The sequence below is a fragment of the Bacillus massilinigeriensis genome (assembly GCF_900111815.1).
Taxonomy (GTDB): Bacteria; Bacillota; Bacilli; order Bacillales; family Cytobacillaceae; genus Mesobacillus_C; species Mesobacillus_C mediterraneensis.
Window position 1 is genome coordinate 2,059,383 of record NZ_LT630004.1, and the last position, 22,654, is coordinate 2,082,036.

Genomic DNA, 22,654 nt, shown 5'->3' on the forward strand with positions numbered 1-22,654 from the left:
CTTTTTCATTATACAGAAGCGGCGTTTTCGTTTCAATGCAAGTTGCGGACAATAAGAGAGACCGCAGGGATTCCCTGCGGCCTGCAACATTAAATTTTATACTTGTGGCTCATCGCTGTATTTACGTTTCTCTTTATATGTTTTGATTGTTCCTTTTTTCTTAAGCTCCTTCTTCTTCCATACATACCAAAGCTGTGCAGCAATAAAGACAGAAGAGTAGGTTCCTGATACTAGACCGATAAGGAGAGCGAATGAGAAATTCCAAATCGACTCGCTTCCGAAGATCAACAGTGAGACAACGGTGATGACGACTGTTAGCACCGTATTAACGGAGCGGCCAAGCGTTTGACGCAAGCTTTTATTGACGATTTCCGCAACATCTTCTGGTGTTTTAAGACGGCGTTTTTTCTGCATATTCTCACGCATCCGATCGAAGGTTACGATTGTATCATTGATGGAATAACCCACAATTGTCAAAATGGCCGCAATGAATGTCATATCTACTTCAAGGCGTAATAAACTGAAGACAGCGACAATCAGGAAGGCATCATGCAGAAGGGAAACAATTGCAGCAAGCGCCATATAAATCTCGAATCGAACTGTGACATAAATGATAATCCCAATAGAAGCAATCACCAAGGCGATAAACGCATTTTTCGCTAGTTCTTTTCCGACTGTAGGTGAAACTGTACTCACATTCGGTTCAGATCCATACTTTTCTTTGAAGTGCTTTTTCAAATCTAATACTTCTTGTTTTGATAACACACCTTTGTATCGAGCAACACCTATGTCTTTATTATCACCAGATATAACGATATCATCGGTTTTGATTCCGGCTTTCCCTAACTCTGTCTTTACTTCTTGAGTGGTCAGGGGTTCTTTTCCTATGAATTCCACCCGGGTTCCGCTTGAGAAATCAATGGCAAGATTAAGCTTAAACACACCAAGAATGATAAACCCAGCTATAATGAACGCTGCTGAACCAAGGAAGAACTTCTTGTAATTTTTAACAAAGTCAAATTTATCAAACCTTGTTTTCAAATCAAGCGTATCCACATTTTCAGAGATATGATGGATTTCGCTCTTCTTTACCCCAAACCATTCTGGCTTCCCGTTAAACAAACCGGATTTAACCCACATACCAAGGAAAAGCCTTGATCCAAAAACAGCTGTGATAAAGCTTCCAAGAATACTTAAAATCAGCATTGTCGCAAAGCCCTTCACAGAGCTTTGTCCATAGAAGAACAAAACGACTGCGGCAATCATTGTTGTAAAGTTGGCATCAAGGATAGTAGAAAGAGAGTTTTTGCTGCCGGTTTCAAACGCAGCCTTGATGTTCCTGCCTACTTTCAACTCTTCTTTTATCCGCTCATATGTGATGATATTGGCATCTACCGCCATACCTACACCAAGAATCAGTGCTGCAATTCCAGGAAGTGTCAGTACCCCATTCATCCAATCGAACACGAGCAGGATGAGATACATGTAAATCACTAGGGAAACTACCGCGATGAAGCCTGGGAAACGATAGTATAGGAGCATGAATGCAAAAATGACTGATACACCGACTATGCCCGCGAGTATTGTCTCGTTTAAGGCTTGTTCTCCAAATTGGGCACCAACGGAAGTGGAATAAACTTCCTTGAGCTTAACCGGCAGTGCTCCAGCATTCAGAAGATCTGAAAGTTCTTTTGCTTCCTCGATGGAGAAATTACCTGTAATTTGAACGGTCTTTTGATTCAAGATTTCCCTTACAGCAGGGTCTGAGAGATACTTTGGATTCTTCCTGGCACGCTCTTCCTTATAGCTATCTTTTCCTTCTTCAAAATCAAGCCAGATGACGAGCTGGTTCTCTGGAGCCATTTCCAGTATCTGCTTTGTAACATCACCGAATTTTTCGGCGTTTTTTAATGTGATGGAGACACTTGGAGCGCCATTCTCATCAAAGCTTTGTTTCGCTCCATTTTCTGCAAGGTCGGTTCCATCGAGCATTTGTCTATCATTGACATCTCTAAAGCTCAGGTTCGCCTCTGTTGACAGGATTTCCCGCGCTTTACTTTGGTCTTTCACACCCGCTAACTGTACACGGATGCGGTTATCCCCCTCTATCTGGATATTAGGTTCACTGACGCCAAGCACATTCACTCGTTTATCTAATGCTTTAGAGGTGCTGACGAGCGTTTCACGGTCAACTTTCTTCCCATTCTCAGGCTGAACTTCATACAGGACTTCAAATCCACCCTGCAAATCAAGGCCAAGCTTAATTCTGTCGATAATGCCATTGGTTGTGGCGCCCATCGCACTTCCCAAAAGAAGGAGAATCAAAAAGAATGCGAGGATGCGGCTGCGTTTTACCATTATGTATAAGTCCTCCTTAAAAAATGAACAAAAAACGCTAGGATTGGTTTGTTGTTCGATTGTTTTTTCATTATGTAACAGAATAAAAATTCCGTCAATTAAAGGTAGGAAAGTTTCTTAGCGCAACAGATCCAGGTCCACATTCTCTTCTCTGAAGGCTTCCACTGTTTGAAAGCTGATAAACTCCCCGGGTTTAACAGCGAGAATATCTGCAACAAGCTGATAGCGCCGAAGCTCACCTTCAATTTTTGCCCATTTTTTTCTCTTCAGATAATTCCAAAGCTCCTCCGCTGTTACCCGATTTAATCCTAACATACGAAACTCTTCAATTTTGCTTTCCAGCGCAGGCTCTACTTCGCGCGGCCATGCGGTTTTCCTGTCTCCGGTTTTCATAAAACCAGCCTCCCTATTTGAGGAAAATGGAATATACCTATTCTTGTCATGCTTTGTCCACATTGTTGCATATAGTTTATTGTATCTGAATTAAGCTATTTTGAGAAGGCAGGGAAAAGAGATGTCAAAATTTTTAAAAGGCACTGTCATTTTGCTCATCGCTGGATTAGTAACAAGAGTGCTTGGGTTTATAAATAGAATTGTCCTTGCCAGATTTATAGGGGAAGAAGGAGTGGGGCTATACATGATGGCCTTTCCGACCCTGATACTTGTGGTAACCATAACCCAGCTGGGGCTCCCGGTCGCCATCTCGAAGCATATTGCGGAAGCAAAGGCAAATGGAGATCATGCTAAAATTAAAAAAATCCTAACCGTATCCCTTGCCTTAACTATTTCTTTATCCGTTATCTTCACACCTACCTTAATCTTGCTTGCTCCTTATCTTTCACAGCATTTGTTTACCGATTCGCGAACACTGCTTCCGCTTTTAGCAATTGCACCCGTGATCCCAATTACAGCTGTATCTTCCGTCCTTCGAGGGTATTTCCAAGGGCTGCAAAATATGAAGCCGGCAGCCCTATCGCAAGTAATGGAGCAAATTGTCCGCATTATGCTGATTGCTGCATGTACCAAGACTTTCCTACCATATGGTGTGGAATACGCCGCAGCTGCAGCAATGGTTTCGGCTATCGTAGGAGAACTAGCCGCATTGGCTTACATAGTCGCTGCATTCAAAATCAGAAAAAAATTCAGGCTTCGGAGAAACTTTTTCGGGGCGGTTAAGTCAGGGAAGGACGTTCTCGAAGATTTAATGAGCATAGCAATTCCAGCGACAGGGAGCAGGCTAATTGGTTCTGTATCATGGTTTTTCGAGCCGATTGTTGTTGCTCAGGGTCTGGCAATCGCCGGTGTTGCCACTTCTATTGCAACAAGACAATACGGTGCGTTAACAGGGTTTGCCATGCCGCTCTTAATGCTGCCATCTTTCATCACATTTTCACTTTCAACCGCCCTCGTACCAGCAATAAGCGAGGCTAACTCCAAGAACAATCATGCGTTAATTGAGCACCGGCTGCAGCAATCGCTTCGGCTTTCTCTTGTTTCTGGCGGAATTGCTGTTGTGCTCTTATATGTCTTAGCAGAACCATTGATGTTAGCAATGTACGGATCAGAGAGCGGTTCCCAGTTCATAAGGCTCATGTCTCCTTTTTTTATTTTTTACTATTACCAAGGACCGCTTCAGGCGACCTTGCAAGCCTTAAACCTTGCAAGAGCTGCAATGGTGAACAGCCTCATTGGGAATGTTGCAAAGACTGCAACCGTCTTTTTCTTGGCCAGCCAGCCAGCTTTCGGAATAAACGGCGTTGCCCTTGGAATTACTCTAGGAATTGTACTCGTTACGCTACTTCATTTTGCAACAGTGCTGAAAGTGATCCCATTCACCTTCGCGGTCCGTGAGTATGCTGCGGCATTTACAATTATAGGGTTATCCCTTGGAGGAGGCTTTTTGCTATTTGACTTTATTCCTGAATTCTTCGGGTTGCCTTGGAAAATAATTTTCGTTGCTTTCCCGCTTACAGTAGTTTATTTTTCCCTAACGATTGGAACCGGATTATTGAAAAAAGAGGAGGTACGCAGGATCCCTGTTTTCGGGAAAGTATTAGTGAAATTTTCCTTTTTTCGCAATACCTAAATAATATTATTTTTTGGCATCGATCAAATCAATGAAAAAAGACCCGTTATTATAGCTGCAGAAAGATATACTCTCAAGGTTTATGAAGCCTTTATTTTTTAGCTTTTCCTCCAGCCATTTTTGTGATTTATTCAGCATCTTCAAATTGTCTTCCATGACTGTGCCATCGACAATCATTGGAACAGCCATTGGACTCCTATTGCTGTTTTCATCCTTCGAAAAAACGGAAAGATTTCCGGAAGGCTCCAGAATCGCGTAATCAACAAGGCTGATATCCGCATAACCCTGCTGGCGCAGTTGAAGTAATAAATCATCGAAGTTATACCTATGACGGCGCATTTCCCGTTCATCTATTTTTCCATTATTGATAATCATCGTCGGCCTGCCGTCAATTAGGTCACGAAACCGCTTGCTTTTTAAAGAAATATAGGCAAGCAGCATCTGGATACTAACCAAAAGGAAGATTGGCAAGAGAGAGCGGAAAAGGGATATATTGGTCTCCTCAATTGCTAGTACAGCGATTTCAGCTATCATGATAAAAACAACGAGATCCAGAAGGCTGAGCTCCCCAACTTCTCTTTTTCCCATCAGCCTGAAGATAAAAATAATCAGAGCATACAGCAATAATGTCCGAAAAGCAATCATCAAGTATTGGTCCATGGCAATCTCTCCTTTTTAAACAATCTTTTTTATGTTCCTACAAGAAAGAAAAAGTATGAGGTTTTTCTATTGTTAAGTAATCCCTAACCCAAAAATAACTTCTACTTTTCTGAACGATGAATATGCTTGTACTAAAAGAAACTTCTCGCCGGTCCTGGTTTCCGGTTAGAAAGGGGATGAAGTAATGGAATCAAGGAACATGGGGGTTGCTGTCCTTTATGGGCTGGGTATCATCTTCTCACTTGCAATTATAGGGAGTCTGGTCTTTTCACTGCTCCTGAGGTTCACGGCTATTCAGGAAAATTCACTGCAGTACATTGTTACAACCATTTCCTTTATAGCTCTTTTTGTTGGAGGATTCATTACGGGAGGCAAGGGGAAGCAAAAAGGATGGCTGCTTGGTGGGGTGACTGGCGGTACATATACACTCCTCGTTTTGCTGTTTCAATATCTCGGATATGACTCCCTCTTTTCAATGGAACAAATGGTCTACCACGTTTGCTATATTATCACTGCAATGATGGGCGGCATTCTTGGGGTTAACATGACCTCCGGGAAAAATTAAAGAAGGAAGCAGCGGACTGCTTCCTTCTTCTTTCTTCTTATTCGCCTTCTTTTTGGATCACTTCGCGAATGGCACCGCGATCGTATGTAAGCCGGCTTCCATCACCGCATTTAATGACAACAGTATTCTCATCAATGGAATCCACGAACCCATGAAGTCCACCAATAGTCACAACTCGATCCCCTTTTGTCAAATCGCTTTGCATCTGCTGTACTGCTTTTTGCCTTTTTTGTTGCGGACGAATCAACAGGAAATAGAAAAGCACGAACATTAACAGCAGTGGGAATACTGTACTAACCAAACTACTATTCATTCTTCATCAGCCTCCTTTTATTTATTTGCAAGCCTTATGTTAAAAGTTTCTGGCATTCGGTTTATTAAAACCATAGCGCTCAAAAAACTCTTCCCTAAAATCTCCCAGCCTATCTTTCATGATAGCCTTTCTGACCTGCTCCATTAATTTTAGCAGAAAATAAAGGTTATGATAAGACGTAAGCCTAATTCCAAAGGTTTCATCAGATTTAATTAAGTGACGAATATATGCGCGTGAATAATTTCTGCATGTATAGCAATCACATTCCTTATCGATCGGGTCAAAATCTCTGGCATATTGAGCGTTCTTGACAACTAAACGTCCTTCACTTGTCATCAGGGTACCATTTCTGGCAATCCTCGTTGGAAGAACACAGTCAAACATATCAATGCCTCTGATGGCTCCATCAATCAACGAATCAGGAGAGCCTACACCCATCAAATAACGAGGTTTACCTGACGGAAGCAAAGGAGTAGTGAATTCCAGCACTCGATTCATAACATCCTTTGGTTCCCCGACCGATAGCCCTCCAACGGCATACCCTGGAAAATCAAGAGATACAAGGTCTTTTGCACTCTGTTTCCGCAAATCTTCGTATTCTCCGCCCTGGATAATGCCAAAAAGCCCCTGATCATTCGGACGTTTATGCCCTTCCAGGCATCTTTCCGCCCACCTTGATGTCCTTTCAACAGATTTCCGCATATATTCATGCTCTGCTGGATATGGAGGGCACTCATCAAATGCCATCATGATATCCGATCCTAGAGCATTCTGAATTTCCATTGCCTTTTCGGGTGAAAGAAAAAGCTTGTCCCCATTCATATGGTTGCGGAAGTGGACACCTTCTTCTTCAATTTTCCTGAACTTGCTGAGCGAGAATACCTGGAAGCCGCCTGAATCTGTCAGGATGGCGCGATCCCAGTTCATAAACTTATGGAGTCCACCCGCTTCCCTGATGATTTCGTGCCCAGGACGAAGCCAAAGGTGATATGTGTTTCCAAGGATAATACCTGCTCCCATCTCCTTCAGTTCCTCTGGGGACATCGTTTTAACAGTAGCAAGCGTACCTACAGGCATGAAAGCAGGTGTATCGAATGATCCATGCGGTGTATGCACTCTGCCAAGCCTAGCTCCTGTCTGCTTGCATGTTTTGATTAATTCATAAGTGATTGCAGGCAATTGTTATTTCTCCTTCCGATGCTTATAGATAGCGATTTAATATCTTTCTAAAGGACGAGCATGGCGTCGCCGAAACTGAAGAACCTGTATCGTTCCTTGACAGCCTTCCTATACGCTTCAAGAACGTTCTCTCTTCCTGCTAATGCGCTCACGAGCATGACAAGCGTAGATTTCGGAAGGTGGAAGTTAGTTACCATCCCGTCGATTGCCTTGAATTCATATCCTGGGTAAATGAAAATGTCCGTCCAACCGCTGGTTTCCTTGAAAACACCGCCGTGATCTCTTGCAATGGTTTCCAGCGTTCTTGTCGAGGTTGTGCCAACCGAAATGATACGGCCTCCGCGTTCTCTCACCTCATTCAACAGCCTGGCAGTACCTTCTGTCATCTGGTAAAATTCCGCATGCATCTCATGTTTATCGATGGTTTCCACGCTAACTGGCCTGAAAGTACCTAACCCTACATGAAGCGTGATGAAAGCAAGATGTACACCTTTATTTGCAATTTCATCTAGAAGCTCCTGGGTAAAATGAAGTCCGGCTGTCGGCGCTGCTGCAGAACCTCTCTCTTTTGCAAAGACAGTCTGATACCTATCCTTATCATCAAGCTCATCCTTTATATATGGCGGCAATGGCATCTCGCCTAGCTGATCCAGAACCTCGTAAAATATGCCTTCGTAATGAAACCGGAGAGATCTGCCGCCATGCTCGGTTTCAGCCGTACATACAGCAGTTAACCTGCCATCACCAAAAGTAAGGACCGTGCCGATTTTCACACGTTTTGCAGGCTTTATAAGCGTCTCCCAAATATCGCCTTCCTCCTGTTTGAGAAGAAGTACTTCAATTTTCGCCCCGGTCCCCTCTTTTATTCCGTAAAGCCTTGCTGGCAATACTCTTGTATCATTAAGCACGAGACAATCCCCCGGCCGGAGATATTCGGCAATGGTACGGAATTTCTCGTGATGTATGCCCCCTGTTTTTTTGTCTAGCACCATTAGCCTGCTGTCGGTTCTTACCTCGAGCGGCGTCTGTGCAATCAATTCTTCTGGTAAATGGAAATCAAAACTATCCACTTTCATTATTCTTCACCCTATTCTGATTAACGGAATTTCCCGATGAGATAAAAAACTATAGAGAGGAGAACACTTGCAATTAAAGATGTCATGATTGGGAAATATACTGTTGTGTTACCTTTTTTCATCATGATGTCTCCAGGAAGCCTGCCCAACTTGATGAACTGCAGCAAAAAGCCTGCCACTAAAAGGACTCCTCCTGCAATCATTAACACTTTGCCTATTGTCATCCTGGTACCTCCAAATGGAAATGTCGGTATACATCTGCTGTTGCCACCCTGCCTCTTGGTGTCCGTTGAAGGAATCCAATCTGCAGTAAATATGGCTCGTATACATCTTCAATCGTATGGGACTCTTCTCCAATGGTAGCAGCAATGGTCTCAAGACCAACTGGTCCCCCTCTAAATTTCTCAATGATTCCCTTAAGTAATTTATGGTCAATATGGTCAAGACCTAAACGGTCCACTTGCATTAATTCTAGTGCATCGCAAGCAAGATGCTCATCTATCACGCCATTTGCGCGCACCTGGGCAAAATCTCTTACGCGTTTCAGCAGTCTGTTGGCAATCCTCGGTGTTCCTCTGGACCTCCTAGCGATTTCTTCCGCTGCTTTTATGCTGATTTCTGTCTCCAACAGAATAGCCGTTCTTGAAATAATTTCTCTTAAATGTCCTTTTCCATAATACTCCAGTCTTGAAAGAACCCCAAACCTATCCCTAAGCGGGGCGGATAATGAACCTGCCCTAGTGGTTGCACCGATTAGGGTAAACGGCGGAAGATCAAGACGGACAGACCTCGCAGAAGGACCTTTCCCAATCACAATGTCGAGACAGAAATCCTCCATCGCTGGATAAAGGACTTCCTCGATAGAACGGGGAAGCCGGTGGATTTCATCAATGAAAAGCACATCTCCCGGTTCAAGAGCTGTCAAGATTGCAGCAAGATCTCCCGGTCGTTCAATAGCTGGTCCTGAGGTGGTTCTAAGGTTAACCCCCATTTCGTTGGCGATAATCGCCGCTAGCGTCGTCTTGCCAAGTCCAGGCGGACCATACAGCAAAACATGATCAAGGGTTTCCTGCCTTTGCCTTGCAGCCTCTATAAAAACTTCCAAGTTCGCTTTCACTTTTTCCTGGCCGATATACTGTTTTAAATTTTGGGGGCGGAGGCTTTGTTCAAATGAAAGATCTTGGTCGCCAGCTTCCCCTGAGAGAATACGTTCTTCCATCTGTTTGTTCACCCTTTAACATAAAAATTAACGCAACATTTTTCGCAATGCCTTCTTAATATACTGATCTGTCGACATCTTTTCTTTCCTTAACTCCGGAACGACTTTTTGGACTTCTTTTTCCGAATACCCCAGCGCTTTCAATGCTAGCAATGCTTCATCCAGTTCATCAGGAGAAGCAGGCACATGGTTGTTGAACAGGTTAGGAAAGTAATCAGGTACAATTTCTTGAAGCTTCCCTTTTAAATCCAGTATCATTTGCCTTGCCGTCTTCTTTCCTACACCAGGAAACTTAACAAGATAGCTTTCATCTTCATTTTCAATCGCTTCGACAACATGCTGCGGATTGCCGGAGGCGAGGATGGCTAGGGCTCCTTTAGGACCAATACCTGTAACATTGAGAAGCTTCATGAACAGTGCCTTTTCCTCTCGTGACCTGAACCCATAAAGGGCTGCAGTGTCTTCTCTTACATAATGATAGGTAAATACTTTTACAGCAGCATGCTCCAAATCGTTCGTGAAGGCAAAAGGGTTAGGTGTGTATACTTGATAGCCTATCCCGTTATTCTCTAACACGATATATTCGGGACCTACATAATCTATTGATCCTTTAATAAACTCATACAATGTATTTTCGCTCCTCCACAGTGCTGTTACCCATTTTATCATAAGAATTCCAGAGGATTGAAGAAAAAACGATCGTTTTGAAAAAAAATGCGAACATACAATCTTGAATAGGTCAACAGCCCACGACAAAAGGCCAAGAAGATCAACTTCCCGGCCTCTCACCAACTTGGTCTTCAATCGGCTTGAGTGTTTCCAATACTTTAACAAAAGAAGCTTTTGTTTTTACAGGAATACCTTCCCTCAATAATTCAAGGGTGCTGCTCTCCAATTTGCCAACATCTATCTGATAAAAAGACTGAATTACTTTGCTTTTTCCTGGAGGTCCATCGTAAATTGTCAAAACATCGTTGTTTGAGAGTCCAAAATAACCGTTCGCTTTTAACAAAGGCGATATATCATCAATGCTTCTTCTGAAGACTATTTGGTCTTGTTCCAGTTTTACTAGTTGCCATGTGTGATAACGTACCCAAAAATCTTTCATTGAACTAACATTTTCATAAATGGTTTCTTTGCTTATTTCTCCATCAAGATAATATCGCAAAAGCACCACTCTTATCTCTCTTTCGACTTCGGCTGCTTTTGCTTTTTCCGGATTGATGGCCCTGGTTGCCTCTCCGGACACCGCCAGCAGCAAACCGATGATGGAAAATGACATGCCGAGCTTTTTTAGTACAGCTAGTGATTCCACTTGAGGCCACCTCATTCTATTTTTTTCATTTTATATTGTGGCCGACAAACGAAATAATATCCATTTTTATTTTTTGATTAATATAAAAGGGAGCGGATAGTAGAGACAAATCTTCGTCTCTTTTCGAATTGTCCTTCGGTTAATTCCAGAATTCTTCCAACTCTGCTCGAAGTAAGCTGCACCCCGCTTTCCAATAAGCGGTTCCACTCCCTCATAATATCGGAAGGAAAGAGAAGCCCATACAGGAAAGCAGGATTGCTAAGCGAATCTTTCAACTTTCCTGTCCGAAAAAGACCAGCGAGTGACCAATTTGTATGTGGGAGAATTCTACCTGCATACTGCAAATAATCATAATCCGCCGGACCGATGCTAATTAAATCAAAATCAATTAAGTAAAGCTCTCCATTTTCCCCCCTTAAGAAATTATGATAAGCCAAGTCACAATGAAGGATTGTTCTTTCCTTGTCTTGAAAGTTCGATTCGAAACGGAGCAAACCGTCCAAAGCTTCCTCTGACCAGCCTATGATTTCTTTCCATTTTCGCTTGCCTAAATATCTTTGAAGAGTTGACTCATTTTGCAGGAATTTACTCGATCTTTGTTCCCATTTCTCATAAAGATCCATGTGTGGGAGCTTATTTTCGAATAGGGGTACGCATTTTTGTGCAGCACTATGATACGATAAGAGAAGCTGCAAACCTTCCTTTCTCTCCTTGCTGGTCATAAAGGAAAATGGCCTGTTAGGATGAGGATAAATATATTCAAGGATGCCATAGTACAAACCTTCAAAAAAAAGCGGCTTGAATGGGATTCTTCGATAAAGATAAGAATTCAGAAAACCCGCAGCACGAATCGAATCGGTAAAATCCTCCTGGAGCTTCAGCCTTTCAGCCGACCGATAACCTTTTATAATATATATTTTGTCTCCTAATTTCAGCATATAAACATGAGCGCGAATCGGTTTAATTCCATGCACTTTCTCTGAAAACACCGTTCTTAAATAAGAGAAGAGACGATCGATAAATCCATCGCCTCTTCCCTGATTTTGTTTAATACTCATCGCTTTCGTCATCTTCCGCTCTTGACATAATTGGCGGGGCATTATCTGGCATCATGACATTCCCCATGTAAGGATCATAAGCTCCTTGCACTTGAGTCATTCCATATCCATGATAAGGAGTTGGCATCATGCTTCCTCCCCCACAACCGCAATCATTTGGTTGATGCATCATTGGTGACCCGTAAGGAGAGACTGCCGGCATGTAACCATGGTGCATATATGGTGACATTCCTCCATGCATTCCAGCATGCGGCGGGAAACCCTCAGGCTCATACAAACCAGTTCCCGGTAATACTGGAGTGATAGGAGTTCCTTGGTGATCACAATCTGGCATTGTCATTAATGGTGCAACCTGACTTCCATCATGCACCATATGCGGCATATTCGGCATGTTCGCTCCGCCTACGCTTCCCATATGAGGCATATTCGGCATGTTCGCTCCGCCTACGCTTCCCATATGAGGCATATTCGGCATGTTCGCTCCGCCTACGCTTCCCATATGGGGCATATTCGGCATGTTCGCTCCGCCTACGCTTCCCATATGGGGCATATTTGGCATGTTCGCTCCGCCTACGCTTCCCATATGGGGCATATTCGGCATGTTCGCTCCGCCTACGCTTCCCATATGGGGCATATTTGGCATGTTCGCTCCGCCTACGCTTCCCATATGAGGCATATTCGGCATGTTCGCTCCGCCTACGCTTCCCATATGAGGCATATTTGGCATGTTCGCTCCGCCTACGCTTCCCATATGAGGCATATTCGGCATAGAGATATAGGAAGAGGATTCCATCTCCGCCTGTGGTGCAGGGTACGCTGCAGGCATTCCGTAGTTAGGCTGATAAGGATATCCCTGCATTCCTCCTTGTGGAGAATAGCCGACTCCTTGGACTCCAGTTGAAACAGGACAGTAATTATATGGATACGGTATCATGGACTGTTGGAAACCTCCTTGAGATGTTGGTACCATTGAAGACGATTCCGGTTCAACGGTAGGTTGAAGCTGTGCATTATGTGCTTGCTGCTTAAACGGCGGAAAAATATTATCCGGTTTTGGCGGCAACTTAGGCAATGGCTGTTCGTTTGGCTGCACACCCAAGTTAGCCATATTTTGCATATAATAATTTTGTATATCTGTTTCTGGGATTACTGGTGCAGGCATTTTAGGGACGTATGGCTTCATTGGGTTTTCCTGTTGAACTGCCGCTTTCTCTTCAATCTTTGGCAATGTTTTTGGTGCTTCTGCCTTTGGAAGTTTTGGTGCCGGTTTAGGAATGTGCTTCATTGGCAGTTCTGCCTTTGGCATAACATACGGTTTTTCTGTTTTTGGAACTGCGACAGGAGCTTTTGGCTTTATTTCCTTTACCGGTGCTTTTGGCTCCACTTTTGGTTTTGGGACCTCCGATATGACCTCAGGTGATTCCTGTTCTGGAAGCGGAACAGGTTTTTCCTTTGCGAATGGGTGGTCAACTATTGGCATTTCTTTCTTGCTTCCAACATTGATTTTTGTACCCTTTCCCCCTCCGCCGCTTATTGGAGCCTCCTTTTTAACAGATCCTCCGGCTGCGGGGACTTTGATTTTCATCCCGGGCATTATCATATCAGGGTTGCTGAGCTGGGTATTCATCTGCTTCAGCTCTTCAAAGTTTACGCCGTATTTTTTGGCGATTTTCCAAAGAGTATCCCCTTTCTGCACGATGTGGATTTTCACTCTGGTGTCCCCTCCTATGCATAAGTCCATACATTGTATGTTGGTATGGGCCAATTGCCATTAAAATATGAAAAACTTTCTTTCTCTTGACATGTATATGTGCAACAAACAAAATTAAAGCTTATCCGTCAAAAAAACTAGGATTTTTAAGAAAACTCGAAAAAAGCTGCTGTCTCTTTCAAATAAAAAGGGACAGCAGCCTGAAGAAATTATCTTTTATCATTGGTCAAGCATCCGTTGAAGCGCAGTTCTCGCAAACTCAGCAACTCTGCTGTCAACGGCTATAATGTTCCGATCTTCTCCTTGGTCAATTGATTCAAGACACCATGCCAGGTGCGGAAGATCAATCCGGTTCATGGTGAGACATGGACACATATGAGGATTTAAAGAAACGATTGTTTTATCAAGATGACAAGAAATAAGCCGGTTAACAAGGTTCATTTCTGTACCGATTGCCCAGGAAGATGCCGGAGGGGCAGATTGTATTTTTTCAATAATATAGTTTGTTGAACCAGCAAAGTCGGCCAATTCCACTACTTCATGCCTACATTCAGGATGTACAATTACTTTCATTTCTGAATGATTTTTCCGGACTTCTCTAATCTGCTCTGCTGTGAAATTTTCGTGGACTGAGCAATGCCCCTTCCACAAAATCACTTTGACTTTCTCGAGAGGACCATCACTTTCAAGTTTGTGATCAATAGGGTTCCAAACAGCCATTTCATCAAGTCCCACTCCGAGAGAGAACGCGGTATTCCTACCAAGGTGCTGGTCAGGAAGAAACAGGACCCTTTCTTTCTGCTGAAATGCCCAATTCAACATTTTTTCCGCATTGGATGAGGTTACTGTCGCCCCCATGTTCTCCCCTACAAAAGCTTTAATTTCCGCAGTAGAGTTTACATAGGTAAGCGGAATGATGCTGTCTCCAAATATGCCTTGGAGAAGCTGCCAAGCCCTTTCTGTTTGATGAATGTCAGCCATGTCAGCCATGGAGCATCCTGCTCTCATATCAGGGAGGTAGACTTTCTGGTGGTCGAGAGAAAGGATATCTGCTGTCTCTGCCATAAAATGAACACCACAGAAAACAATATGCTGCGCCTCCTTGTTTGCTGCTGACAATTGGGCAAGTTTAAGCGAGTCACCTGTTGCATCCGCAAACATAATAACTTCGTCTTTTTGATAATGGTGTCCGGGAATAAACAGCCTTTTTCCCATTTTAGCTTTTATAGATAATACAATCTCCCTTAACTCACTGTCTTCCATTTTTCTATACTTATCAGGCAATTGTCCTGCTCTTGTCTTCAGCACATTTAACATACTCATTTTCTCTCTCCTTCCATCAAGCTTCTACTTTTACGCTAATATCAAGCGCAGCTGCAGAATGTGTAATGTAACCTAGGGATATATAGTTGACACCCGTTTCCCCGTATTCAGGAAGTTTATTAAAGCTGATTCCTCCCGATGCTTCCGTCAAAATTCCATGAGGTACCCGCTTTATCCATGATTGTATTTCTTCTGGTTTCCTATTATCAAACATGATGCAGTCAACGCCTGCCTCCACCGCTTCTGCTACTTGTTCTTCCGTTTCCGTTTCTACCTCAATCTTCACCATATGGCCAAGACTTTTCCTTGCAGCACTTATAGCTTCCGTAATGGATCCAGCAAAAGCAATATGGTTATCTTTTATCATCACTGCGTCGTATAGGCCGTATCTATGGTTGACTCCCCCTCCGCATCGCACAGCATATTTTTCGATCATCCTGAGTCCAGGCGTTGTCTTTCTTGTATCCGTTATGCGAGATTTGCTCCTGCCAAGCGCATCAACAGCTTCTCTTGTTACGGTGGCAATACCGGACATACGCTGAACGAGATTAAGTGCGACTCGCTCCCCCTTGAGCAGTTCGGATATTTGTCCTTCCACCACTGCAAGCTTTTGCCCTTCCTCCACCATGCCGCCTTCGGATACATGCACGGTAGCCGAAGTACTAGAATCAAGCAGGGAAAAGACCGTTCTAATAATATCTCCTCCAGCAAAGATACCCTGCTCTTTTGCAATAAAGATAATGCTCCCTTTTTCCTGCTTGTTGAAAATGGAAGCACTGAGATCCCGGTCCCCGATATCTTCAAGAAGAAACTGTTCGAGCATTAAACGGAGTTTCAGCAAATTCATTCATCGTTTCCCCCTTTTGTCTTTTGTAACGGTTATGAATGATTCTTTTCCCTTCCCAATCTTCACTTGCCACTGGAAAATCGGCACGGAAATGGCCACCTCTGCTTTCTTCTCTTTTGAGGGCAGCATCTGTAACCATTTCTCCCACAAGAAGCAGGAAGAGGTTTTCGATTTCTTTACTTGAGAGCGCCGCTAAATCGGCTGTTAGCCAATGATCAAGCTGAAAACTGCGAATCCATTGCAGGTTTTTTTCAAGATTTTCTTGCGTCCTTATTATTCCGGTATTTTCCATCATTCTCTCCTGCAATTCCCGTCGTTCTGGAAGGGCTAACCCCGTTTTCGGGTTGACAGACTTAGAAACAGCTAAGGTCCGATTAGGCACTTCCTTTCCCTTTAAAGATTCATTGATAAAATCTGCAACTCTTTCTCCGTAAACAAGACCCTCTAACAACGAATTGCTCGCAAGCCGATTTGCACCATGTACGCCAGTGCAGGCTACCTCTCCTACTGCCAATAATCCTTTAATGGACGTTCTTCCCACATTATCTGTTAAGATTCCTCCCATAAAAAAATGGCAGCCTGGTGCCACAGGAATTCTTCCTGCCTCGAGAAGCAGTCCGCTTTTCTTACATAGATCTGTAACAGTCGGGAACTTCTCTTCAAATCGGCTAATATTTTTTATATTAAGAAATACGGACTTCCCTGCCATGATGGAAGCATATATCTCTGCCGATACAATATGCCTTGGAGCCAAATCTCCAAGTGGGTGTTTCTTCTCCAACAAAGAAGCACCTGTTTCATTTACAAGTCTTCCTCCTTGACCACGGACAGCTTCGGATACAAGGCCGCAAGCTTTGCCATCTTGAAAAAGCAACGTAGGGTGAAACTGAATGAATTCGAGATCAGCCAAATCGGCGCCTGCAATATAAGCCAGAGCTATTCCATCACCAGTAGCTCCAGAGGAATTAGAAGTACAGCTATAGAGTTGTCCTCCTCCTCCTGTCGCGATGATGGTGTAAGCCGCAAAAAAGTCTACTACTCTTCCATCTTCAGTGCGTGCTTTTACACCGATACAGCGCCCTGCTTTATCTTGAATGAGCTCAAAAACAAAGGTATGCTCATAAACCGTGATATTGCTGTTCAGCTTAGATAATAAATGTTCTGCAAGAACGCGCCCTGTTGCATCTCCACCGCTGTGAAGAATCCGTTTTTTTCGATGTGCACCTTCAAGCCCAAGTTCCAGTTTTCCGGCTTGGTTGAAGTCAAAATGACAACCGTCTTTCTGCAATTCAGCTACTAATCTAGGTCCCTCTTTTGTTAGGCTAAAAACTGCATCCTTGTCACAATGTCCCGCTCCGGCATCAATGGAGTCCTGACAATGCAGCCAAGTGTTATCGTCATCACCCACTGCTGCCGCGATTCCCCCTTGCGCTTTATATGTATTACTGCTCCTAACCTCACCTTTTGTGAGAAGCGTAACATTTAGCTTCTCATCAAGTTTGGCTGCTGCCTGAAGCGCTGCAATGCCGCTTCCGATAATTAATACATCTATTTCTCTCATAAGATATTCCCCTTAACCAACAGGTGTCTTGACACATATCTTTACATAGTTTTACACTGTTGACAAGACTTTTTTTTAGGAGAAGATGACATGATATATTTTGATTATGCTGCTACATGCCCATTAGATTCTAACGCTGCCACCCTCTATGTTGAAGCCGCAACCCAACTGTTCGGAAACAGCCAAAGTCTCCATGACACAGGCGGAGAGGCAAAAGCATTACTGGAAAACTGCAGAAAGACTCTATCTAATCTGTTGGGTGTAGACCCCGATGGACTTTACTTTACATCCGGAGGATCTGAGAGCAACGACCTTGCCATTCGTGCACTTTTGTCATCTATTCCATTCACTAAAAGACATATTATTGTAAATCAAGCAGAACATGCATCCGTATTAGGGACAATTGAAATGCTCCAAAATAACGGTTACCATGTCACCATGATTCCAATGACAGCTTCCGGCCATGTCGACCTGGAAAGACTGGAAGAATCAGCCGACGAACATACAGCATTAATATCAGTACAGCATGCTAACTCTGAAATTGGAACGCTGCAACCAATCGAGGAAATAGCACGAATTTGCGATAGAAACAAAATCCTGCTCCATAGCGATTTCGTACAATCCTTCGGTAAAACAGAAGTGAAGCATATTACCCCATTTGTAGATGCATTAACCATTTCAGGCCATAAATTTTATGGACCAAAAGGAACAGGTGCTGCATATATCCGACCAAGTATCGCATGGAAACGGATGAACAGCATAATCAGCCATGAAAAAGGGTTCCGCCCCGGCACTGTAAATGTTCCTGGAATTATTGCAATGACATCTGCAGCAGAGAATGCTGTTTCTACCATTGAGAGTACGAGAAAACTGCACAAGGGACTTAGAAATAAATTCCTGAATTATCTTATGCCTATAGCTGACAAAATGACCTTACATGGGTCAGATGAAAAGAATCAACTCCCTGGTATTGTCGGGTTAAGCATTCACGGGATGGAAGGACAGTGGGTAATGCTTGAAGCCAACAGAAAAGGATTTGCCATTTCTGCTGGCACCGCCTGCAGTCTTGATATGCAAAACATCTCTCCAACAATGATGGCAATGGGGGTAGAAGGAAAAAAAGCGAAAGAGTTTTTTCGCATTTCGTTCGGTAGGAATACAACAGAAAGTGACGTAAATCAACTAGGCCAATTCTTGCACGATTTGACTACTTAAAAAACCTCTTCCCTAAAGACCATTATTTTAAATTATGGTAGTATTCTATAAAGAAACTAATCGAGGAGAAGATATTATGAGCCTATCGAAGAAAGTGACAGGGAATGAGAGAAGAGAAATGCTGTTGGATGCCCTCAAAACCAGTGGACATCCCATTACAGGAAGTGAACTTGCAGCAATGGCTTGCGTCAGTCGACAAGTGATTGTCAGCGACATCACCCTTCTCAAAGCAAGGAATGAACCAATCATTGCGACGAGCCAAGGCTATCTTTATATGGCTGCAGCCTCTCCTGTTTTCTCTGAAAGAATTGTTGCCTGCATCCATCCTCCGGAAAGGACGGAAGAAGAACTGATATTAATCGTAGATGAAGGAGCGACAGTGAAGGATGTTAAAATCGAGCATCCTGTGTACGGTGATCTCACCGCCTCCATCATGGTATCGAATCGCAAGGAAGTAAAGCAGTTCATGGAAAAAATTCGTGATACGCAAGCGGGTTATCTTTCGGAACTCACCGATGGGGTACATCTGCACACCATTACTGCTCAAAGCGAAAGCATCTTGGATGATGCAGTAAAGGCGCTTAAAGGAGCAGGATTTTTGATGGAATAGAGTAAAAAAGAAAAAGCAGTATATCTCATTTCTAATGCGGCCGTTAAAACACGGGGAAAACCATAAAGCTATACTAATCCATATTTTAGGATTAGTATAGCTATTCTCTTTTTCGCTCTCTTTTCACGCTTTTTCCGTCATTTCAAAAAGCTTACATTTCATGAAAAAGTAAAAAAGAACGTCCAAATCCCTTAAAAGTTAGGAATTCAGACGTTCTATAGTGAAGTCTTAATTATTCATTTAATCGCATTATGTTGATCGGACGGAAGGCGCTAAAACTCCTCCGGGATCAGCGGACAGCAGCTGCAGTCGTTGTTGTACACTGGCATGGAACATCTTTCAGCTCGCTATGCTCCTGATCCCAATACATCTACTTTATCAACGAATTCTAGTTTTCTTAGCTGCGCCAGGAGTTCATCCATTGACATATTCATTTCCGTCACATTCAAGCTAAGCGTTACATTCGCTCTCCCCTGTAATGGAATCGTCTGATGGATAGTCAGAACATTGCATCCTGAAGATGCAACCATAGCCAGAAGCTTGGATAGTGTACCGGACCTGTCCTCAAGATGAAAGAAAAGAGAAATGATTCTTTCCTTTACAATAGTATGAAAAGGAAAAACAGTATCTCGATATTTATAAAAGGCACTTCTGCTAAGGTCAACGCGCTGGACAGCATCCCAGACGGATTCGGCCTTTTTACGTTCAATCATTTCTTTAGCTTCAAGGGTTTTCTTCATCGCCTCAGGCAGGACATCTTCCCTGACAAGATAAAACTTTTGGTCCTCATTGTTCAGCTTCATATTGCCACCCCTGGTTTTATTCCACAAATTCAAATTCATACTTCAAGATACGGACAGTGTCCCCATCCTTGGCACCACGTTCTCTCAAGGCATCATCAATTCCCATGCCGCGCATTTGACGGGCAAACTTTCTAGTTGATTCTTCACTAGCGAAGTTGGTCATTTTGAATAGCTTTTCAATCGTCTCACCGGAAAGCACAAAAGTACCATCAGAATCCCTCGTAATTTCGAACATATCCTTGTCCTCTTCGTGGCGGTATACAACCCGGTGCATCCCATCCTCTTCTTCTATATCTTCTGTAAGAGGGAATTCTGGTGTGCTCTCAACAAGGTCGGTGATTGCAAAAACTAAGTCTCGAAGGCCTTCTCTCGTAATGGCAGAGATAGGGAAAACAGGGTGATCTTCCTGAAGCTTCTCTTTAAAAATCACAAGATTATCCTCTGCTTCCGGCATGTCCATTTTGTTCGCAACAATAATTTGCGGCCTTTCCGTAAGCCTGAGATTGTACTCCTTCAGTTCCTTGTTAATAGTAAGGTAATCCTCATAAGGGTCGCGCCCCTCCATCGATGCCATGTCGATGACATGAACAATCACCCGTGTTCTTTCAATGTGTCTTAGAAACTGATGACCGAGGCCGACACCGGCATGTGCTCCTTCTATCAAACCGGGCAAATCCGCCATTACAAAGCTTCTGCCATCACCCGTTTCAACCATGCCCAGATTTGGTACGATTGTAGTGAAATGATATTCAGCGATTTTCGGTCTAGCCGCAGAAACAACTGATAGAAGTGTTGATTTTCCTACGCTCGGGAAACCGACAAGTCCAACATCAGCCAACAGCTTCAGTTCCAGTATAACATCCTTCTCTTGTCCTGGTTCCCCGTTTTCTGACAATTCCGGTGCAGGATTAGCAGGAGTGGAAAATCTTGTATTACCGCGACCTCCTCTTCCGCCTCTGGCAATAACGGCCTGCTGACCATGTTCTGTCAAATCTGCAATGACTTCCTTTGTTTCAGCGTCCGTTACGACGGTTCCCGGCGGAACCTTAACGATCATATCCTTGGCATTTTTACCGTGCTGGTTTTTCGACATGCCGTGCTCTCCTCTTGGAGCTTTGAAATGGCGCTGGTACCTGAAGTCCATTAACGTCCTTAATCCTTCATTTACCTCGAACACAACATTCGCTCCGCGTCCGCCATCTCCGCCGGCCGGACCTCCGTTCGGAACATATTTCTCCCGACGGAAAGCAACCATTCCGTTGCCGCCGTCGCCGCCTTTTACATATATTTTAACCTGATCGACAAACATCCTGTTATATACCACCTGTCCAATGTTTTTTCAAGTCATGATGCATTTGTATTACTCTAAAAATAATTCTCTTAAAAGAAAAGACTATTTGACCCTGCCCCTGCAATAAAAACTAAAGATTTCAATGGAAACAGCAGTATCATGGATGTTCCACGCATCCAATACAAGGGATGGTTCCGCATGATTTTCAAGAAAGCCTTTTAGAATTGACTTATCCTTTATTATTCCGCAAAAATCAAAAAAGAATCTGATTCCGTCATTCAACGGCTCTATAAGCACCGATAGATGATTGTCTTGAAATTGCTCTATCGAACCATCGAGTGCCGAGAATAAATCCTCAGCCCATTCTGCTAAAAGGCTGTCATGGATCTTTCCGCGATGAGGCAAATCAGCGATTTCATAATCTAACTGAAAAAAATGATTATCCCAATTGCAGGTTAACAGCGAAGAGGCGAATTGAGGGAGGTTCAAATTGGTAAGCTTTGCTTCATGCCTGGCTTCCACAATAATTTCATCAATGATTTCCTTCGCCCGGTCCACATGGTTAAGGGAAAGGTTTCCTTTAATGAGCTGCAGCCTGTTAAGCCAGTCATGGCGTACATGCTGCAATACCTTGATGGTATCCCACTCTTTTTTCATACTTATTGGCTCCTACTCTTTTTACTGCTTGAAAATAGTATAACAAAAAAGACGGGAAGCGTAAGCAAAAAGGAGAAATAAACGGGTCATTCCGGAATATTTTACCTGTTCCAAGTACAAAAAAACCCTAACCGCCAAAAGGTCAGGGTTTCTTTTGCTTAAGCTTCTTGAGCAGCTGGATAGACACTTACCTGTTTTTTGTCACGGCCAAGGCGTTCGAATTTCACAACGCCGTCAACCTTTGCAAAAAGGGTATCATCGCCGCCTTTGCCAACGTTAACACCTGGGTAAATCTTCGTGCCACGCTGACGGTAAAGAATAGATCCGCCTGTAACGAACTGGCCATCTGCACGCTTTGCGCCAAGGCGCTTCGCGATGGAGTCACGACCGTTCTTTGTAGAACCTACCCCTTTTTTGGATGCGAATAATTGAAGGTCCAATTTCAATAACATTTTATTCCACCTCCTGTTTTTTGAAGGTAATCTTTATGTGCTTTCCGTATTCTTCTTCAATAGTCTGCAATGAGACGATCATTCCCTCGAGCAGAAGTTGTACTTTCTCGCACACATCTTCATGAAGAGCTTCCGGGACTGTACAGCTGAGATAGCCGCTTTCATTTTGTTCAATGAGCGGAGTTACACCGGTGATGGCGTTCACAGCATTGATTGCACCGATAGAAACGGCGGAAACGCCTGCGCAAACGATATCCTTTCCTCTGTCTGAAAAAAAGGCATGGCCGCTAATTGCAAAGGAAGAAATCATACCGGATTTAGTGCGATAAATCGTAACTGAAATCATCAGCTTTGC

General features: G+C 43.4%; 24 protein-coding genes. 4 read left to right on the plus strand and 20 right to left on the minus strand.

What is annotated here, in order from left to right:
* Positions 1-96 precede the first annotated feature (96 nt).
* Positions 97-2,358, minus strand: coding sequence for a protein translocase subunit SecDF (gene secDF / locus BQ5796_RS10795; protein WP_071460242.1), 2,262 nt, complete (start codon positions 2,356-2,358; stop codon positions 97-99).
* Positions 2,359-2,475: 117 nt separating this feature from the next.
* Positions 2,476-2,751, minus strand: a complete 276-nt coding sequence (locus BQ5796_RS10800) for a post-transcriptional regulator (RefSeq protein ID WP_071460243.1) — start codon at positions 2,749-2,751, stop codon at positions 2,476-2,478.
* Positions 2,752-2,872: 121 nt separating this feature from the next.
* Between BQ5796_RS10800 and spoVB the strand changes: the two genes are divergently transcribed.
* Complete coding sequence (gene spoVB, locus BQ5796_RS10805; protein WP_071460244.1) at positions 2,873-4,444, plus strand: stage V sporulation protein B; 1,572 nt, start codon at positions 2,873-2,875, stop codon at positions 4,442-4,444.
* Positions 4,445-4,450: 6 nt separating this feature from the next.
* Here spoVB and BQ5796_RS10810 read toward each other — a convergent pair whose 3' ends face one another.
* Positions 4,451-5,104 carry a DUF421 domain-containing protein gene (locus BQ5796_RS10810; protein ID WP_071460245.1) on the minus strand — a complete coding sequence of 218 codons (654 nt, stop codon included), beginning with the start codon at positions 5,102-5,104 and terminating at the stop codon, positions 4,451-4,453.
* Positions 5,105-5,288: 184 nt separating this feature from the next.
* Here BQ5796_RS10810 and BQ5796_RS10815 point away from each other — a divergent pair, with 184 nt between their 5' ends.
* Complete coding sequence (locus BQ5796_RS10815; protein WP_071460246.1) at positions 5,289-5,669, plus strand: TIGR04086 family membrane protein; 381 nt, start codon at positions 5,289-5,291, stop codon at positions 5,667-5,669.
* Positions 5,670-5,706: 37 nt separating this feature from the next.
* Here BQ5796_RS10815 and yajC read toward each other — a convergent pair whose 3' ends face one another.
* The 12 genes from yajC to nadB all read right to left on the minus strand — a co-directional run bounded on the left by yajC (position 5,707) and on the right by nadB (position 17,271).
* Entirely contained in the window at positions 5,707-5,982 is a 276-nt protein-coding gene (yajC, locus tag BQ5796_RS10820; RefSeq protein WP_071460247.1) for a preprotein translocase subunit YajC, read from the minus strand.
* A gap of 39 nt (positions 5,983-6,021) precedes the next feature.
* A complete protein-coding gene (gene tgt / locus BQ5796_RS10825; protein WP_071460248.1) occupies positions 6,022-7,161 on the minus strand; it encodes a tRNA guanosine(34) transglycosylase Tgt in 1,140 nt (379 codons plus the stop codon).
* Positions 7,162-7,208: 47 nt separating this feature from the next.
* Positions 7,209-8,237, minus strand: a complete 1,029-nt coding sequence (gene queA, locus BQ5796_RS10830) for a tRNA preQ1(34) S-adenosylmethionine ribosyltransferase-isomerase QueA (RefSeq protein WP_071460249.1) — start codon at positions 8,235-8,237, stop codon at positions 7,209-7,211.
* 20 nt (positions 8,238-8,257) lie between these two features.
* Entirely contained in the window at positions 8,258-8,461 is a 204-nt protein-coding gene (locus BQ5796_RS10835; RefSeq protein WP_071460250.1) for a DUF2905 domain-containing protein, read from the minus strand.
* The gene (ruvB, locus tag BQ5796_RS10840; protein WP_071460251.1) at positions 8,458-9,456 is read right to left on the minus strand and encodes a Holliday junction branch migration DNA helicase RuvB; all 999 of its coding nucleotides are present in this window, start codon (positions 9,454-9,456) and stop codon (positions 8,458-8,460) included. The genes BQ5796_RS10835 and ruvB overlap by 4 nt, the downstream gene beginning before the upstream one ends.
* 27 nt (positions 9,457-9,483) lie before the next feature.
* Entirely contained in the window at positions 9,484-10,083 is a 600-nt protein-coding gene (gene ruvA, locus BQ5796_RS10845; RefSeq protein WP_071460252.1) for a Holliday junction branch migration protein RuvA, read from the minus strand.
* Positions 10,084-10,225: 142 nt separating this feature from the next.
* On the minus strand, positions 10,226-10,771 hold the full coding sequence (locus BQ5796_RS10850; RefSeq protein WP_234969334.1) for a BofC C-terminal domain-containing protein: 546 nt from the start codon (positions 10,769-10,771) through the stop codon (positions 10,226-10,228).
* A gap of 77 nt (positions 10,772-10,848) precedes the next feature.
* Positions 10,849-11,829, minus strand: coding sequence for a phosphotransferase (locus tag BQ5796_RS10855; RefSeq protein ID WP_071461268.1), 981 nt, complete (start codon positions 11,827-11,829; stop codon positions 10,849-10,851).
* Positions 11,819-13,540, minus strand: coding sequence for a SafA/ExsA family spore coat assembly protein (gene safA, locus BQ5796_RS10860; protein ID WP_071460253.1), 1,722 nt, complete (start codon positions 13,538-13,540; stop codon positions 11,819-11,821). The genes BQ5796_RS10855 and safA overlap by 11 nt, the downstream gene beginning before the upstream one ends.
* Positions 13,541-13,759: 219 nt before the next feature.
* Complete coding sequence (nadA, locus tag BQ5796_RS10865) at positions 13,760-14,863, minus strand: quinolinate synthase NadA (protein ID WP_071460254.1); 1,104 nt, start codon at positions 14,861-14,863, stop codon at positions 13,760-13,762.
* 16 nt (positions 14,864-14,879) lie between these two features.
* Complete coding sequence (gene nadC / locus BQ5796_RS10870) at positions 14,880-15,710, minus strand: carboxylating nicotinate-nucleotide diphosphorylase (protein ID WP_071460255.1); 831 nt, start codon at positions 15,708-15,710, stop codon at positions 14,880-14,882.
* Complete coding sequence (gene nadB, locus BQ5796_RS10875) at positions 15,664-17,271, minus strand: L-aspartate oxidase (RefSeq protein WP_071460256.1); 1,608 nt, start codon at positions 17,269-17,271, stop codon at positions 15,664-15,666. Before nadB ends, nadC begins: the two co-directional genes overlap by 47 nt.
* 90 nt (positions 17,272-17,361) lie before the next feature.
* Between nadB and BQ5796_RS10880 the strand changes: the two genes are divergently transcribed.
* Both BQ5796_RS10880 and BQ5796_RS10885 read left to right on the plus strand, forming a co-directional pair.
* Positions 17,362-18,486, plus strand: a complete 1,125-nt coding sequence (locus tag BQ5796_RS10880) for an IscS subfamily cysteine desulfurase (RefSeq protein WP_071460257.1) — start codon at positions 17,362-17,364, stop codon at positions 18,484-18,486.
* Between the two features lie 76 nt (positions 18,487-18,562).
* A complete protein-coding gene (locus BQ5796_RS10885; protein ID WP_071460258.1) occupies positions 18,563-19,096 on the plus strand; it encodes a transcription repressor NadR in 534 nt (177 codons plus the stop codon).
* 347 nt (positions 19,097-19,443) lie between these two features.
* On the opposite strand, the gene BQ5796_RS10890 is transcribed toward BQ5796_RS10885, so the two are convergent.
* From BQ5796_RS10890 to BQ5796_RS10910, 5 genes are all read right to left on the minus strand, one after another.
* Positions 19,444-19,899 carry an ACT domain-containing protein gene (locus tag BQ5796_RS10890; RefSeq protein WP_071460259.1) on the minus strand — a complete coding sequence of 152 codons (456 nt, stop codon included), beginning with the start codon at positions 19,897-19,899 and terminating at the stop codon, positions 19,444-19,446.
* A 16-nt stretch (positions 19,900-19,915) separates the two neighbouring features.
* The gene (gene obgE / locus BQ5796_RS10895) at positions 19,916-21,208 is read right to left on the minus strand and encodes a GTPase ObgE (RefSeq protein ID WP_071460260.1); all 1,293 of its coding nucleotides are present in this window, start codon (positions 21,206-21,208) and stop codon (positions 19,916-19,918) included.
* A gap of 84 nt (positions 21,209-21,292) precedes the next feature.
* Positions 21,293-21,847, minus strand: coding sequence for a Spo0B C-terminal domain-containing protein (locus tag BQ5796_RS10900; protein WP_071460261.1), 555 nt, complete (start codon positions 21,845-21,847; stop codon positions 21,293-21,295).
* Positions 21,848-22,005: 158 nt separating this feature from the next.
* Entirely contained in the window at positions 22,006-22,299 is a 294-nt protein-coding gene (rpmA, locus tag BQ5796_RS10905) for a 50S ribosomal protein L27 (protein ID WP_046526219.1), read from the minus strand.
* 1 nt (position 22,300) lies between these two features.
* Positions 22,301-22,645, minus strand: a complete 345-nt coding sequence (locus tag BQ5796_RS10910) for a ribosomal-processing cysteine protease Prp (protein WP_071460262.1) — start codon at positions 22,643-22,645, stop codon at positions 22,301-22,303.
* Positions 22,646-22,654 lie beyond the last annotated feature (9 nt).

Bases quoted from the DNA above. Each gene is read 5' to 3' on its own strand.
- spoVB (WP_071460244.1), top strand. From the start codon at position 2,873: ATGTCAAAATTTTTAAAAGGCACTGTCATTTTGCTCATCGCTGGATTA.
- BQ5796_RS10880 (WP_071460257.1), top strand. From the start codon at position 17,362: ATGATATATTTTGATTATGCTGCTACATGCCCATTAGATTCTAACGCT.
- BQ5796_RS10815 (WP_071460246.1), top strand. From the start codon at position 5,289: ATGGAATCAAGGAACATGGGGGTTGCTGTCCTTTATGGGCTGGGTATC.
- BQ5796_RS10835 (WP_071460250.1), bottom strand. From the start codon at position 8,461: ATGACAATAGGCAAAGTGTTAATGATTGCAGGAGGAGTCCTTTTAGTG.
- BQ5796_RS10855 (WP_071461268.1), bottom strand. From the start codon at position 11,829: ATGAGTATTAAACAAAATCAGGGAAGAGGCGATGGATTTATCGATCGT.
- secDF (WP_071460242.1), bottom strand. From the start codon at position 2,358: ATGGTAAAACGCAGCCGCATCCTCGCATTCTTTTTGATTCTCCTTCTT.
- yajC (WP_071460247.1), bottom strand. From the start codon at position 5,982: ATGAATAGTAGTTTGGTTAGTACAGTATTCCCACTGCTGTTAATGTTC.
- obgE (WP_071460260.1), bottom strand. From the start codon at position 21,208: ATGTTTGTCGATCAGGTTAAAATATATGTAAAAGGCGGCGACGGCGGC.
- BQ5796_RS10810 (WP_071460245.1), bottom strand. From the start codon at position 5,104: ATGGACCAATACTTGATGATTGCTTTTCGGACATTATTGCTGTATGCT.
- nadB (WP_071460256.1), bottom strand. From the start codon at position 17,271: ATGAGAGAAATAGATGTATTAATTATCGGAAGCGGCATTGCAGCGCTT.
- BQ5796_RS10900 (WP_071460261.1), bottom strand. From the start codon at position 21,847: ATGAAAAAAGAGTGGGATACCATCAAGGTATTGCAGCATGTACGCCAT.
- nadC (WP_071460255.1), bottom strand. From the start codon at position 15,710: ATGAATTTGCTGAAACTCCGTTTAATGCTCGAACAGTTTCTTCTTGAA.
- BQ5796_RS10800 (WP_071460243.1), bottom strand. From the start codon at position 2,751: ATGAAAACCGGAGACAGGAAAACCGCATGGCCGCGCGAAGTAGAGCCT.
- BQ5796_RS10890 (WP_071460259.1), bottom strand. From the start codon at position 19,899: ATGAAGCTGAACAATGAGGACCAAAAGTTTTATCTTGTCAGGGAAGAT.
- rpmA (WP_046526219.1), bottom strand. From the start codon at position 22,299: ATGTTATTGAAATTGGACCTTCAATTATTCGCATCCAAAAAAGGGGTA.
- queA (WP_071460249.1), bottom strand. From the start codon at position 8,237: ATGAAAGTGGATAGTTTTGATTTCCATTTACCAGAAGAATTGATTGCA.
- BQ5796_RS10885 (WP_071460258.1), top strand. From the start codon at position 18,563: ATGAGCCTATCGAAGAAAGTGACAGGGAATGAGAGAAGAGAAATGCTG.
- BQ5796_RS10910 (WP_071460262.1), bottom strand. From the start codon at position 22,645: ATGATTTCAGTTACGATTTATCGCACTAAATCCGGTATGATTTCTTCC.
- nadA (WP_071460254.1), bottom strand. From the start codon at position 14,863: ATGAGTATGTTAAATGTGCTGAAGACAAGAGCAGGACAATTGCCTGAT.
- ruvB (WP_071460251.1), bottom strand. From the start codon at position 9,456: ATGGAAGAACGTATTCTCTCAGGGGAAGCTGGCGACCAAGATCTTTCA.